The sequence below is a fragment of the Nonomuraea sp. AD125B genome (assembly GCF_041402765.1).
In the GTDB taxonomy this organism is placed as follows: domain Bacteria; phylum Actinomycetota; class Actinomycetes; order Streptosporangiales; family Streptosporangiaceae; genus Nonomuraea; species Nonomuraea bangladeshensis.
Map to the genome: position 1 here is coordinate 162,777 of NZ_JBGLOU010000018.1, position 13,505 is coordinate 176,281.

General features: G+C 72.0%; 13 protein-coding genes and 1 riboswitch. Of the genes, 9 read left to right on the forward strand and 4 right to left on the reverse strand.

Annotated elements, in window-relative coordinates; genetic code table 11:
* The first annotated feature begins 4 nt into the window (after positions 1-4).
* The 7 genes from ACBR40_RS38340 to ACBR40_RS38370 all read left to right on the forward strand — a co-directional run bounded on the left by ACBR40_RS38340 (position 5) and on the right by ACBR40_RS38370 (position 9,458).
* A complete protein-coding gene (locus ACBR40_RS38340) occupies positions 5-2,509 on the forward strand; it encodes a sugar phosphate nucleotidyltransferase (protein ID WP_371251873.1) in 2,505 nt (834 codons plus the stop codon).
* A gap of 303 nt (positions 2,510-2,812) precedes the next feature.
* On the forward strand, positions 2,813-3,325 hold the full coding sequence (locus ACBR40_RS38345; RefSeq protein ID WP_344206208.1) for an FHA domain-containing protein: 513 nt from the start codon (positions 2,813-2,815) through the stop codon (positions 3,323-3,325).
* A complete protein-coding gene (locus tag ACBR40_RS38350; protein ID WP_344206209.1) occupies positions 3,322-3,975 on the forward strand; it encodes a MerR family transcriptional regulator in 654 nt (217 codons plus the stop codon). The genes ACBR40_RS38345 and ACBR40_RS38350 overlap by 4 nt, the downstream gene beginning before the upstream one ends.
* A gap of 130 nt (positions 3,976-4,105) precedes the next feature.
* Positions 4,106-4,576 carry a bifunctional nuclease family protein gene (locus tag ACBR40_RS38355; protein ID WP_020539830.1) on the forward strand — a complete coding sequence of 157 codons (471 nt, stop codon included), beginning with the start codon at positions 4,106-4,108 and terminating at the stop codon, positions 4,574-4,576.
* Between the two features lie 147 nt (positions 4,577-4,723).
* Positions 4,724-5,344, forward strand: a complete 621-nt coding sequence (locus ACBR40_RS38360) for a MerR family transcriptional regulator (protein WP_091084899.1) — start codon at positions 4,724-4,726, stop codon at positions 5,342-5,344.
* A gap of 49 nt (positions 5,345-5,393) precedes the next feature.
* Positions 5,394-5,493: riboswitch (glycine riboswitch) on the forward strand.
* Between the two features lie 169 nt (positions 5,494-5,662).
* A complete protein-coding gene (gene gcvP / locus ACBR40_RS38365; protein WP_371251874.1) occupies positions 5,663-8,545 on the forward strand; it encodes an aminomethyl-transferring glycine dehydrogenase in 2,883 nt (960 codons plus the stop codon).
* Between the two features lie 112 nt (positions 8,546-8,657).
* A complete protein-coding gene (locus ACBR40_RS38370; protein WP_364456088.1) occupies positions 8,658-9,458 on the forward strand; it encodes a tetratricopeptide repeat protein in 801 nt (266 codons plus the stop codon).
* Positions 9,459-9,465: 7 nt separating this feature from the next.
* Here the strand turns inward: ACBR40_RS38370 and ACBR40_RS38375 are convergent, their stop codons facing one another.
* Complete coding sequence (locus ACBR40_RS38375; RefSeq protein WP_371251875.1) at positions 9,466-9,831, reverse strand: hypothetical protein; 366 nt, start codon at positions 9,829-9,831, stop codon at positions 9,466-9,468.
* Between the two features lie 81 nt (positions 9,832-9,912).
* On the opposite strand from ACBR40_RS38375, the gene ACBR40_RS38380 reads away from it, so the two are divergent.
* On the forward strand, positions 9,913-10,521 hold the full coding sequence (locus ACBR40_RS38380; protein ID WP_329578436.1) for an alpha/beta family hydrolase: 609 nt from the start codon (positions 9,913-9,915) through the stop codon (positions 10,519-10,521).
* Between the two features lie 9 nt (positions 10,522-10,530).
* Here ACBR40_RS38380 and ACBR40_RS38385 read toward each other — a convergent pair whose 3' ends face one another.
* Both ACBR40_RS38385 and ACBR40_RS38390 read right to left on the reverse strand, forming a co-directional pair.
* Complete coding sequence (locus tag ACBR40_RS38385; RefSeq protein ID WP_020539824.1) at positions 10,531-10,716, reverse strand: DUF5999 family protein; 186 nt, start codon at positions 10,714-10,716, stop codon at positions 10,531-10,533.
* Positions 10,717-10,872: 156 nt separating this feature from the next.
* A complete protein-coding gene (locus ACBR40_RS38390; RefSeq protein ID WP_371251876.1) occupies positions 10,873-11,433 on the reverse strand; it encodes a TetR/AcrR family transcriptional regulator C-terminal domain-containing protein in 561 nt (186 codons plus the stop codon).
* 114 nt (positions 11,434-11,547) lie between these two features.
* Here ACBR40_RS38390 and ACBR40_RS38395 point away from each other — a divergent pair, with 114 nt between their 5' ends.
* A complete protein-coding gene (locus ACBR40_RS38395; protein WP_329578423.1) occupies positions 11,548-11,946 on the forward strand; it encodes a hypothetical protein in 399 nt (132 codons plus the stop codon).
* Positions 11,947-12,099: 153 nt separating this feature from the next.
* Here ACBR40_RS38395 and ACBR40_RS38400 read toward each other — a convergent pair whose 3' ends face one another.
* The gene (locus ACBR40_RS38400; RefSeq protein WP_344206218.1) at positions 12,100-13,479 is read right to left on the reverse strand and encodes an RNA polymerase sigma factor; all 1,380 of its coding nucleotides are present in this window, start codon (positions 13,477-13,479) and stop codon (positions 12,100-12,102) included.
* Positions 13,480-13,505 lie beyond the last annotated feature (26 nt).

Below are 13,505 nucleotides of genomic sequence, written 5' to 3' on the forward strand. Positions count from 1 at the left end.
GCGGGTGAAGGCGGTCGTCATGGCGGGCGGGGAGGGCACGCGGCTGCGGCCGATGACCGCCAACCAGCCCAAACCCCTCCTGCCGGTGGTCAACCGCCCGATCATGGAGCACGTCCTGCGCCTGCTCAAACGGCACGGCATCACCGAGACCGTGGTGACCGTGCAGTTCCTGGCGGCGCTGGTGCGCAACTACTTCGGCGACGGCGACGAGCTGGGCATGCACCTGGAGTACGCCACCGAGGACGTCCCTCTCGGCACCGCCGGCAGCGTCAAGAACGCCGCCGACCGCCTGCGCGACGACCGGTTCCTGGTGATCAGCGGCGACGCCCTCACGGACATCGATTTATCCGAAATGATCCGTTTTCATCGGGAAAATTCGGCACTTGTCACCATCGGGCTCAAGCGCGTCCCCAACCCCCTCGAATTCGGGATCATCATCGTCGACGAGGGCGGGCGCGTGCAGCGCTTCCTGGAGAAGCCCACCTGGGGCCAGGTCTTCTCCGACACCGTCAACACCGGCATCTACGTCATGGAGCCCGAGATCCTCGACGCCGTCGCCACCGGCGAGCCCGTCGACTGGTCGAGCGACGTCTTCCCCGCCCTGCTGGAGCAGGGCGCCGCCATCTACGGCTACGTCGCCGACGGCTACTGGGAGGACGTCGGCACCCACGACAGCTATCTCAAGGCCCACGCCGACGCCCTGTCCGGCCGGGTCGAGCTGGACCTCGGCGGCTTCGAGCTCTCGCCCGGCGTCTGGGTCGCCGAGTCGGCCTCGGTCGACCCCGACGCCGTGCTCAAGGGCCCGCTGCTCATCGGCGACTACGCCAAGGTCGAGGCGGGCGCCGAGCTGCGCGAGTACACCGTGCTCGGCAGCAACGTCGTGGTCCGCGAGGGCGCCTTCCTGCACCGCGCGATCGTCCACGACAACGTCTACCTGGGCCCTGGCGCCCACTTACGCGGCTGCGTCGTCGGCAAGAGCACCGACGTCATGACCGGCGCCCGCATCGAGGAGAACGCGGTCATCGGCGACGAGTGCGTCATCGAGTCCGAGGCGTACGTCTCCAGCGGCGTCAGGGTCTACCCGTTCAAGACCATCGAGGCCGGCGCGGTCGTCAACACCAGCGTCATCTGGGAGTCGCGCGGCCAGCGCAGCCTGTTCGGCCCCCGGGGCGTGAGCGGCCTGGTCAACGTCGAGATCACCGCCGAGCTGTGCGTCCGCCTGGCCAGCGCCTACGCCACCACCCTGAAGAAGGGCGAGTACGTCGTCACCGCCCGCGACTGCTCGCTCGCCGCCCGCGCGCTCAAGCGGGCGGTCAACGGCGCGCTCACCGCAGGGGCGATCAACGTCCTCGACCTGGAGGCGGCCCCGCTGCCGGTGGCCCGCTTCCACACCGGCAGGGAGGGCGCCGCCGGCGGCATCGCGCTGCGCACCACGCCCGGCGACCCGCAGAGCGTGGACATCGTCCTCATGGACGCCCGCGGCGCCGACCTCGCCCCCGGCGCGCAGCGCAAGCTGGAGCGAGTCTTCTCCCGCCAGGAGTTCCGCCGCGCCTTCCCCGGCGAGATCGCCGAGCTGACGCATCCTTCCCGCGCGATCGAGGACTACACCTACGAGCTGCTGCGCCACGTCGGCGTCGGCGACGTACGCGACATGAAGGTCGTCGTGGACTGCGCGGGCGGCACCTCCTCGCTGGTGCTGCCCACCCTGCTCGGCCGGGTCGGCGTGGACGTGCTCACCGTCAACGCCCGCCTCGACGACGTCTCGCCCACCGAGACGCTGGCCGAGCGCCGCCGCGACCTGCAACGGCTGTCGGAGCTGGTCAGCTCCTCGCGGGCGGCCTTCGGCGTGCGCTTCGACCCGGTCGGCGAGCGCATCGCCCTGGTGGACGAGATGGGCCAGCTCATCGACGAGGAACGCGCCCTGCTCGTCGTGCTCGACCTGGTCGCCGCCGAGCGCAGGGGCGGCCGGGTGGCGCTGCCGGTCACCACGACCCGGGTCGCCGAGCAGGTGTGCCGTTTCCACGGCGTGCAGGTGCAGTGGACCTCCACCTCGCTGGACGCCCTCACCGCGGCCGTCGCGGGCCCCGACATGATCTTCGCGGCGGACGGGCGGGGCGGGTTCGTGGTGCCGGAGTTCAGCCCGGCCATCGACGGGCTGGCCGCGTTCATGCGCCTGCTCGGGCTGGTCGCCCGTACCCGGCTCTCGCTCAGCCAGATCGACGCGAGGATCCCCGAGGTCAGGCTGCTGCGCAGGACGGTGCCGACGCCGTGGGCGGCCAAGGGCGCGGTCATGCGCTCGGTCATCGAGGCCGCCGAGGCCGAGCCCGCGGGCTACCGCGTGGACACCACCGACGGGGTGCGGGTGGCCCGCGACGACGGGAGCTGGGTGCTGGTGCTGCCCGCCGCCACCGAGCCCGTCACCGACCTGTGGGCCGAGGCGGCGGACATGGACGGCGCCCAGGCGCTCCTGGAGCGGTGGGCGCGGGTGGTGGAACAGGCCGCCGGCTGACCCGGCGGCCATGAATGTCACGGAGAGTGAGCGGTGCGTGAACGGTACGAAAGTGGCGGAAACCACGGTTGCCGGGTGCGCGCCGGCCGCCGCAAGATCGTAATGTAGAAACGCGCGGCGGCATGGACCACGGGGCGGAAGCGGCGGTAACTTTGTCTGCGTCCAAACCACCGTCCAGCGCCCCGAGTTGACCTTTGCCGCTGATCAGCGTATGTTGCGGCATTCGCAAACTTGAAGAAAGCGAAGCGAGGCGCGTCCTGAGCACCGTCGCCGCGTCTTCGCGGTAGGAGGCCGAGCCGATCGATGCCGAGCGTCTACTGCACGCAGTGCGGGCACGCCAACCCCGAGGATGCCCGTTTCTGTTCCCGCTGCGGGTCACCGCTGACCAGACACGAGGTCGCAGGGGACACCACTTCGACGATCTCCGTGGCGGGAATCGAGGCGTACGAGGCTGAGACAGGCGACATGCTCCTGCAGGAGCGGGCGCTGGTGGAGCAGCTCCCGCCCGGCACGGCGTTGCTCACGGTGACCAGGGGCCCCAACCAGGGCAGCCGCTTCCGGCTGGACAAGGAGCTCACCACGACCGGGCGCCACCCGGAGAGCGACATCTTCCTCGACGACATCACCGTCTCGCGCCGCCACGTGGAGTTCTACCGTCACCGCGGCGGCCAGTTCTCCGTCCGCGACGTGGGCAGCCTCAACGGCACCTACGTCAACCGCGAGCGGATCGAGGAGGTTCCACTGCACTCCGGCGACGAGGTGCAGATCGGCAAATTCCGGCTGGTCTTCCTCATGCGGGGCAACCACAGCGCATGACTTCCCAGGCGGCCCGCTCGCACATGAGCATCGGGGAGGTGCTCGCCCTGCTGCAGGGCGAGTTCCCCGATGTGACGATCTCCAAGATCAGGTTCTTGGAGGGCGAAGGGCTCATCGAGCCCGAGCGCAGCCCCTCCGGCTTTCGCAAGTTCACGCACCTGCACGTCGAGCAGCTCCGCTTCATCCTCACCGAGCAGCGCGACCACTACCTGCCGCTGCGGGTCATCAAGGACCGCATGGCCGAGAGCTTCGGCCGCCCCCGGGCCCTGCCCGACAAGCAGGAGGTCAGGCTCGGCCGCGCCGAGCTGCTGGAGGCCGCCGGCATCGACGAGGAGACCCTCGCCGAGTGCGAGGACTACGGCCTGCTGACCCCGGTCGCCCGCCGCTACGACGAGGAGGCGCTCAAGATCGCCCGCACCGTCGGCGCCCTGGCCCGCTTCGGTCTCGGCGCCCGGCACCTGCGCGCGGTCAAGGCCGCCGCCGAGCGCGAGTGCGGCCTGGTCGAGCAGAGCGTCGCGCCGGTGCTGAAACGCCGCGCCCCGGGCGCCATCGGCGAGGCCGAGGAGACCGCGCGGGAGCTGTCCAACCTCCTGCTCGACCTGCACGCGTCGTTGGTCCGCACAGGGGTACGTTCGGTCCTGGGGCGGTGAGGAGACCCCGGATGGTGGCCGGGGAGCAATCGGGGCCTTCCGGGTGTTACGTTGAAATGAAGTAGCCAGTCAGCAGAAGCGACGAACCAAGAGCTGTGCCGGGTCACCGGTCAGGAATACGGAGCAGCCCGTGTTGCAGATGGAGGTCGTGGGCGTAAGAGTCGAAATGCCCACAAATCAACCGATCGTCTTGCTCAAGGAGGCACACGGGGAGCGGTTCCTTCCTATCTGGATCGGGATGACCGAGGCGACGGCCATCGCCCTCGCCCAGGCGGAGGAGCCTCCGCCGCGGCCGCTCACCCACGACCTGTTCCGCGACGTGCTGAGCGCGCTGGGCGTCGGCCTGCGTGCGGTCAACATCGTCGCGCTGCGCGACGGCATCTTCTTCGCCGACCTGGTGTTCTCCAACGGCGTCGAGGTGAGCGCGCGCCCGTCCGACTCCATCGCGCTCGCCCTGCGCACCGGAGCGCGCATCTTCGCCAGCGAGGAGGTGGTCCAGGAGGCCGGCGTGGTCATCCCGGACGACCAGGAGGACGAGGTGGAGAAGTTCAGGGAGTTCCTTGACACGATCACTCCCGAGGACTTCGGCAGGGCGGGGTAGGTATTTCGGTGCATTTACGCTTCACGACGCGCCGAGCCGGATCGTTGACTGAGCATGGTGACGGTCCTACGGTGCAAGTGAAACCCGCGGTCGCCCTATATGAACCCCCAGATCGGGCCGCGGGATGAGAGAAAGCCGGAGGTCCGCGTGGCGGTCAGCAGCGGCGAGGGAAAGACGGCCGGCCAGGAAGATCCGGTGCGGCGCGAGGACGCGCGGCAGCGTGCCGGGGAGCAGGGGCTGCTCTTCGACGAGCGTCCGGCGGCACTGCCGGACGACATCGGTTACCGCGGGCCCACCGCCTGCGCGGCGGCCGGCATCACCTACAGGCAGCTCGACTACTGGGCGCGTACGGGCCTGGTGGAGCCGACCATCCGCGCCGCGCACGGCTCGGGCTCCCAGCGGCTCTACAGCTTCCGCGACATCCTGGTGCTCAAGGTCGTCAAGCGGCTCCTCGACACCGGGGTGTCGCTGCAGCAGATCCGCACGGCCGTGCAGCACCTGCGCAACCGCGGGGTCGCCGACCTCGCGCAGATCACGCTCATGAGCGACGGCGTCAGCGTCTACGAGTGCACCTCGGCCGACGAGGTGATAGACCTCCTCCAGGGCGGCCAGGGCGTGTTCGGCATCGCGCTCGGCCGGGTCTGGCGTGAGGTCGAGGGAAGCCTCGCGGAGCTGCCGGGGGAACGCGCGGCGGTCGAGGACAACGTCCCGGCCGACCACCCCGCTGACGAGCTCGCCCAGCGCCGCCGTGCCCGACGGCTAGGGTAGTAATTCGCCCGTAACGTCCGGAGTAGTACCCTAGGACGGGTAAGGCTGACGACCCCGTGCGGGAGAGTCCCCGGCACCGCCTGGTCCCGGGGCGCCGAAGGAGCAACCCTCCCCGGAATCTCTCAGGCAACCGGTACCGCTCGGGTGAGGCAACTCTGGAAAGCAGGCACGCCCGCCAGGCGCGCCTCACCGACGGTGCAAGCCTCCTCGCGAGGCGAAGCTCTCAGGTCGCGGTGACGCCCGCGCTGACAGAGGGGGAGATCCGGCATCCGCCCGCGCCCCGGCGCCGGTCTCCATAAGCCTCGGGAGGCACCGTCCATGACCGCCCTGTCAGAGTCCCTGCCGGCGTCCCCGCCGCCGTCCGCGCCGACGTCCCTGTCCGAGCCGCCGTTCGCCGGCCGCCACATCGGCCCGTCCGAGGCCGACCAGCAGCGCATGCTGGAGGCCGTCGGCTTCGAGTCCGTCGCCGACCTGGTGGCCGTGGCGGTCCCCGAGGCCATCCGGGCCAAGGACCGGCTCACGCTGCCCGCCGCCGTCAGCGAGAGCGAGGCGATCGCCGAGCTGCGCGCCCTGGCCGGCCGCAACCGGGTGCTCACCTCCATGATCGGCCTCGGTTACCACGACACGATCACGCCCGCGGTCATCCGCCGCAACCTGCTGGAGAACCCGGGCTGGTACACCGCGTACACGCCGTACCAGCCGGAGATCTCGCAGGGGCGGCTGGAGGCGCTGCTCAACTTCCAGACGGTCGTCTCCGACCTGACCGGCCTGCCCGTCGCCGGCGCGTCCCTGCTGGACGAGGCCACCGCGGCCGCCGAGGCCATGACTCTCGCCCGGCGCGCCGGCCGCTCCAAGAGCCACGTGTTCGTGGTCGACGCCGACGCCCTGCCGCAGACCAAGCGGGTGCTCGCCACCCGCGCCGAGCCGCTCGGCATCGAGCTCGTCGAGCACCCGCTCGACGGCGGTGAGCTGCCCGAGTGCTTCGGCGTGCTCGTCCAGTACCCGGGCGCCTCCGGGCGGCTGCGCGACTTCCGCGCCGTGGCCGACGCCGCGCACGAGGCCGGGGCGCTCGTCGTGGCCGCCGCCGACCTGCTCGCGCTCACCCTCGTGGCCGCGCCGGGCGAGCTCGGCGCCGACATCGCGATCGGCTCCTCCCAGCGCTTCGGCGTGCCGCTCGGCTTCGGCGGGCCGCACGCCGCCTACATGTCCGTCCGCGAGGGCCTGCAGCGCCAGCTCCCCGGCCGCCTGGTCGGCGTGTCCGTGGACGCCGACGGCGACCCCGCCTACCGGCTCGCCCTGCAGACCCGCGAGCAGCACATCCGCCGCGAGAAGGCCACCAGCAACATCTGCACCGCGCAGGTGCTGCTGGCCGTCATCGCCGGCATGTACGCCGTCTACCACGGCCCCGAGGGCCTGCGCCGCATCGCGCTGCGCGCCCACCGGCACGCCGCCGCCCTCGCCGAGAGCCTGCGCGCGAGCGGGCTGGAGGTCGTGCACGAGGCGTTCTTCGACACCGTGCTCGTCCGGGTGCCCGGCCGGGCCTCCGAGGTGGTCGCCGCCGCCGCCGAGCGCGGCGTCAACCTGTGGCGGGCCGACGACGACCACGTCTCGGTCGCCTGCGACGAGAAGACCGGCACGGCCGAGCTGCGCGCCGTGCAGGCCGCGTTCGGCGTGCCCGAGCGGGACGCCGACGTCGAGGCCACCGCCGACGCGCTGCCCGCCGAGCTGCTGCGCGAGTCCGGCTACCTCACCCACCCGGTCTTCCACAGCCACCGCTCCGAGACCGCGATGCTGCGCTACCTGCGCCGGCTCCAGGACAAGGACATCGCGCTCGACCGGTCGATGATCCCGCTCGGCTCCTGCACGATGAAGCTCAACGCCAGCACCGAGATGGAGCCCATCACCTGGCCGGAGTTCGCGGGCGTGCACCCGTACGCGCCGGTCGAGCAGGCCGAGGGCTACCTGGAGCTGATCGGCACGCTGGAGCGCTGGCTCGCCGAGGTCACCGGCTACGACGCGGTCTCCCTGCAGCCCAACGCCGGCTCGCAGGGCGAGTTCGCCGGGCTGCTGGCCATCCGCGCCTACCACCGGGACAAGGGCCAGGAAGGCCGCGACGTCTGCCTCATCCCGTCCTCGGCGCACGGCACCAACGCCGCCAGCGCCGTCATGGCCGGCATGCGGGTCGTGGTCGTCGCCTGCGACGCCGACGGCAACGTGGACCTCGCCGACCTCGACGCCAAGATCGCCAAGCACCGCGACGCGCTCGCCGCGATCATGGTCACCTACCCGTCCACCCACGGCGTGTACGAGGAGAGCATCACCGAGGTCTGCGCCAAGGTGCACGAGGCCGGCGGCCAGGTCTACGTGGACGGCGCCAACCTCAACGCCCTGGTCGGACTGGCCAAGCCGGGCGAGTTCGGGGCCGACGTGTCCCACCTCAACCTGCACAAGACCTTCTGCATCCCGCACGGCGGCGGCGGCCCCGGCGTCGGCCCCGTCGCGGTCCGCGGCCACCTGGCCGCCTACCTGCCCGGCCACCCGCTGAAGGACGGCTCCCTGGTCGGGCCGGTCTCGGCCGCCCCGCACGGCTCGGCGGGCATCCTGCCGATCTCGTGGGCCTACATCAGGATGATGGGCGCCGACGGCCTCACCGCCGCCACCGAGCAGGCCATCCTGTCGGCCAACTACCTGGCCAGGCGGCTGGCGCCGCACTACCCGGTGCTCTACACCGGGCGCGGCGGGCTGGTCGCGCACGAGTGCATCGTCGACCTGCGGCAGATCACCAAGGAGACCGGCGTCACCGTGGACGACGTGGCCAAGCGCCTCATCGACTACGGCTTCCACGCGCCGACCATGTCGTTCCCGGTGGCCGGGACGCTCATGATCGAGCCCACCGAGAGCGAGGACCTCGGCGAGCTCGACCGGTTCGCCGACGCCATGATCGCCATCCGCGAGGAGATCGCCAAGGTGGCGTCGGGGGCGTACGACCCGGCCGACAACCCGCTGCGCAACGCCCCGCACACGGCCGAGTCGGTCACCGCCGACGAGTGGCCGCACCCCTACAGCCGCAGCGAGGCCGCCTACCCGGTGGCGTCGCTGCGCGAGAACAAGTACTGGGTGCCGGTGCGCCGCATCGACCAGGCCTACGGCGACCGCAACCTGGTCTGCTCGTGCCCTCCGCTGGAGGCGTACGAGGACTGAGCCGATCGCGGGGCGGGAAACCAGTCCGGCATCGTCAAGTGAGCAGACATGATCGCCGGAAGTGGTTAGGCTTCGGTGCGACCCAGGCCAAGCGGCGCCGTAAGGAGCTCTCTTGACGTCATCGGAGCTGGAGACCCCGCCCCTCGACACCGCCCGCAGGCTCGCCGAGGGCGGCGATCTCGACGGCGCGGCGGCGATCCTGCGCCGGCTCGTCGCCGACCCCGACGAGCCCGACCGCGCGCAGGCCGCCGTCGGGCTCGCCGTGGTGCTGGAGGAGCGCGGCGACGTCGAGGCGGCCCGCGCGGCCGCCCGCACCGCGCTGGCCACCAACCACCCCGAGTACGCCGCCCAGGCCGCCTGCCACCTGGCGCAGGGCTTCGAACGCGAGGGGCGCACCGAGCAGGCCAGAGCCGCCTGGCAGGCCGTGCTGGGCGTCGGCACCCCCGCCTACCTGCCGCACGCCCACCTGGCGCTGGCCCGCCTGGCCGAGACCCTGGGCGAGGCCGAGAAGGAGCTGCGCGAGGCCACGTCGTCGGGCGCGGCGGCCGGCGACGAGCAGGTGGCGGCGCTGGCCGCGCGGGAGCTCGCCGACCTGCTGCTGGAGCACGGCGAGCCGGGGGCGGCCGCCGACGTGCTCATCGAGGCCCTGGGCATCGCCCCCGAGTCCGAGGTGCCGGGGCTGCGGGTGCGGCTCGGCATCGCGCACCTGGAGCTGGCCTGCGCCGAGTTCGCCGAGGCCGTGGAGAGCGGGGCCGACGTCCCGACCAGCGCCCTGGCCATCGAGCTGCTGGCCCGTACGCTGCCGCTGCGCGGGCGGACCGAGGACGCCGACCAGGTGTGGTCGTACGGGCTGGGGCACGCCGACGAGGCGCTGGCCACCGAGGTGCGCCTGCGCTACGAGCGCGGGTCCTGACCGGGGGTCAGCTGCGGCGCATGATGGCCGAGGCGGCGGCCACGTTGATGACGACGATGGCGATCCAGGCGATGGCGAGCCCCAGCAGGCCCGCCTGGCCGGCCGCGATCGCGGTCAGCGGGACGCCGATGCCGAGCGAGCCCAGCACGATCGGGGCCATCGCCGAGCCCGGGCTCTTGGCCTTGGGGCGGGGGCCGTACGCGGCCGGGTCGGCTCCCTGCGCGGCCAGCTCGGCCCGCACCCGGCCGGCGATCGTCGCGTCGAGGCGGTCCGCGAAGGACTCCACGAGCGCCTTCTCGTAGTCGGGGCCGAGGTCGCGGCGGGCGTCGAGCGTGGCCTGGAGGTCCTCACGGAGGGAACGTTCGTGGTACATGAGGACATCATGGTCCACGGGCGGCACGCCGTCATCAGCCCTGAGAGCCATCGCCGGCTCGTCCGAAGGTACGGTTCTGCCATGGAGATCACGACCCCGCGCGGGCCCGCGCGGGTGGACCTGGAGGAGCCGGCCGACCCGCGGCTGCTGCTCGTCCTCACCCACGGCTCGGCCGGGGGAGTGGACGCCCCCGACCTGCTGGCCGTGCGCGACGCCGCGCTCGCGGCGGGGTTCGGGGTGGCCAGGGTCACGCAGGCGTTCCGGCTGGCGGGGGCGCGGGCGCCCGGCTCGCCGGCCCGTCAGGACGAGGCGTGGGAGGCCGTGCTGACGGAGCTGCGGGCGCACCGGCCCGGCCTGCCCCTCGTGCAGGGCGGGCGGAGCAACGGGGCGCGGGTGGCCTGCCGTACGGCGGCGGCGGTGGGCGCGGCGGCGGTCGTGGCGCTGGCCTTCCCCCTGCACCCGCCGGGCCGGCCCGGCACGTCCAGGGCCGGGGAGCTGCGCGGGGCGGGGGTGGACGTGCTGGTCGTCAACGGCGACCGCGATCCGTTCGGCGTCCCCGACGCCGCGGACGCGGCGCGGCTGGTGGTGCTGCCCGGCGAGGGGCACGACCTCAAACGGGATCCCGCCCGGGTCGGCGGGATCGTGGCGGAGTGGCTGGGCCACTACGCGCTGACGCGGGAGCCCTCGTAGCCGGCGGGCTCAGACGCCCACCGGGCGGTGCGGCTCGATCGTGGCGCCGCTCGGCAGGAGCTCCCCGGTGTCCTCGAACAGGACCACGCCGTTGCAGAGCAGGCTCCACCCCTGCTCGGGATGGCAGGCGAGGGTGCGTGCCGCCTCGCGGTCGGGCGCCTCTGCATCCGGACAGGCCGGGACGTGCGGGCACATCGGCGTGCCTCCGATATCTCGTGGAATGCTCCCGTTGTGAGGGGCGGGAGCGGCTCGGGTTGTTCTCTTGGCAAGGGTGCGATGCCGTCACCGTGACGTGTGACCTTCGACACAGGGTGCCTTATGCAGGATAACGGGCCAAGCACGACACGCGCATCACGTTTGCAAACCCTTGAGAAGAGCGTCGAGTCCGCGCTCGAAGTCCGCATCGGCACGTTCGTCCCGCCGTATCCATTCGTCGACCTCCGGGTCGGCCCAGCCGGACCGCTGGACCTCGACGGCCACGCTGCCGTACACGAACGCGCGCAGCGCCCGGACCGCGTCGGGGGCGTCGCCGAGGCCGCCGTCGGCCAGTTGCTCGGTCTGCTCGCGCAGGGCGATGAGCGTGGTGCCCTTGGGCGGCTTGGTGAGCGCCAGCGCCAGCACGCCGGGGTGCTTGCGCAGCAGCTCCCGCTCGGCCCGGCACCACGCCTTGGCCGTCTCCTGCCAGGTGGCGCGCTGCTCGACGTGGACGGTGGTCACGTGCTCGGCGAGGGCGTCCATCAGCGCCTCCTTGCCCCGGGGCAGGTGGTGGTAGATGGCCATGGCCTCGACCTGGAGGGCGTCGCCGAGGCGGCGCATGGTGAGCCGGCGCAGGCCCTGGCTGTCGGCGATGTGCAGCGCGGCCTCGATGATCCGCTCGCGGGAGAGGGGGATCGGTGGTCTCTTGGCGGGCATGAAGATCATCTTACTATGTAAAGGGCCCGGCGGCGGGGTGATTTCCGCACGTGTCGCGGGGAGGCGTACTCTTGGGCCTGGCATGACTTACCGGCTGGTGAAGGGGCAGGGTCCATGGCGTTTTTCCGTCCGCGGGTGAGCCGGGAGGCCGAGGTTCGCTACCACGCGGACCGCGAGATCTCCAGGAGCTATCCCGAGCTGCTGGAGCGGGCCAGGCAGGCCGAGAGCACGCTGCGGGAGCTGCGGGCCGCGGCGGCCGACGAGGTCGAGCTGCTGGCCGCGGGCCGGGCGTTCGACCAGGCGCTGACCGAGGCGCTGCGGGCCGCCGAGGCGGGCCAGCGGGCCACCTTCGGGGTCAAGTCCTACGACGACCGCATCGCGCGCCGCAAGGCCAAGGCGACGCCGCGCGGGCGCGAGTGGACGGCCGAGGTCGACCGGCTGCGCACCCTGCGCGAGGAGAACCGCCTGTGGGGCATCCCGCGCGTCCCCCGCCCGGTCCCCGCGACCGCCTAGCGCTTCCGCGCCGCGCGACCGTGTAGCGGTTCCGCGCCCCGCGCGTAGCGGTTCCGCGCCGCGCGCCTGGCAGTTTCGCGCCGTGACACGCGAAAAGCCCCGGCACGCCTCCTGGTGAGGCGCGCCGGGGCTTTCGGCGTTTTCAAGCGGGGATCAGCTCGCCCAGTCGAGCAGCGGGCGGGTGTTGCTCGGGTGCCGCAGCTTGGACAGCGACTCCTTCTCCAACTGGCGGATCCGCTCCCGGGTCAGGCCCAGGTGCTTGCCGATCTCGTCCAGGGTGTGCGGCTTGCCGTCCACCAGGCCGAAGCGCAGCGCCATGATCTTCGACTCGCGCGGCGAGAGGTTGTCGAGCACGCCGCGCAGCTGGTCGCCCAGCAGCTGGCGGTCGACGATCTCCGACGCCTCCGGCGAGTCGACGTCCTCGATGAGGTCGCCGATCGTGGTCTCGCCGTCCTCGCCGATCGTCGCGTTGAGCGAGATCGGCTGGCGGCTGGTGCGCAGCAGCTCCTCGATCTGGTCGGGGGTCTTGTCCAGCTCGACGGCCAGCTCCTCCGGCGTGGGCTCGCGGCCGAGGCGCTGGTGCATGTCCCGCTCCACCCGCGACAGCTTGGAGAGCATCTCCAGCACGTGGACGGGCAGCCGGATCGTACGGGCCGAGTCGGCGAAGCCGCGCTGGATGGCCTGCCGGATCCACCACATCGCGTACGTCGAGAACTTGAAGCCCTTGGTGTAGTCGAACTTCTCCACGGCCCGGATGAGGCCGAGGTTGCCCTCCTGCACCACGTCCAGCAGCGACATGCCGCGGTCGGTGTACTTCTTGGCCACCGACACGACCAGCCGGAGGTTGGCCTCCAGCATGTGGTCCTTGGCGCGGCGGCCGTCCTCGACCACCAGGTGCAGGTCGTCACGGACGTCCGGCGGCAGGTCGGGGTGGGTCTCCAGCTTGTACTCGGCGTACAGGCCGGCCTCGATCCGCCTGGCCAGCTCGACCTCCTGGGCGGCGGTCAGCAGCGTGCGGCGGCCGATGGACTTCAGATAGGTGTGCACCGAGTCGCCCATGACCGACTGGGCGTCGTCCAGGTCGGCCTGCTCGTGCTCCAGCTCGGCCTCGTCCAGCACGAGGTCGTCGGGGACGTCCTCCTCGTGCTCCGGCTTGCCGTCGACGGGGGTCACGTTCTTGCCGGCGCCGTTCTGCGCGGTGGTTTTTGCCTTGGCCGCCTTGCGGCCGGTAGCCTTTGTGCGCGAGGGCGAGGACTTCTTCGGAGCGTCTTCCTCGGCGGATGCGGACTCGACGGTCGTGGTCTTGCGGGTCTTTCTGGGGGCGGTCTTGCTGAGCGACGGCTCGTTCTCGGCGGCCAGGCTGACGCCGGCCTCGGAGAGCTCGCGCAGGATCGTGCGGCCCTCGGAAGGGCTGACGCCGGCTTCGGCGAACGCGTCACGCAGCTCCGCCAGAGAAAGGTGACCCTGGTAACGTCCTCGTTCGATCAGTTGGTCGAGAGTCGCGTGCGGGGTCGCCACGGCGGTTCTGGGCATGAGGACACCTCCTCCGTACGGAGTAA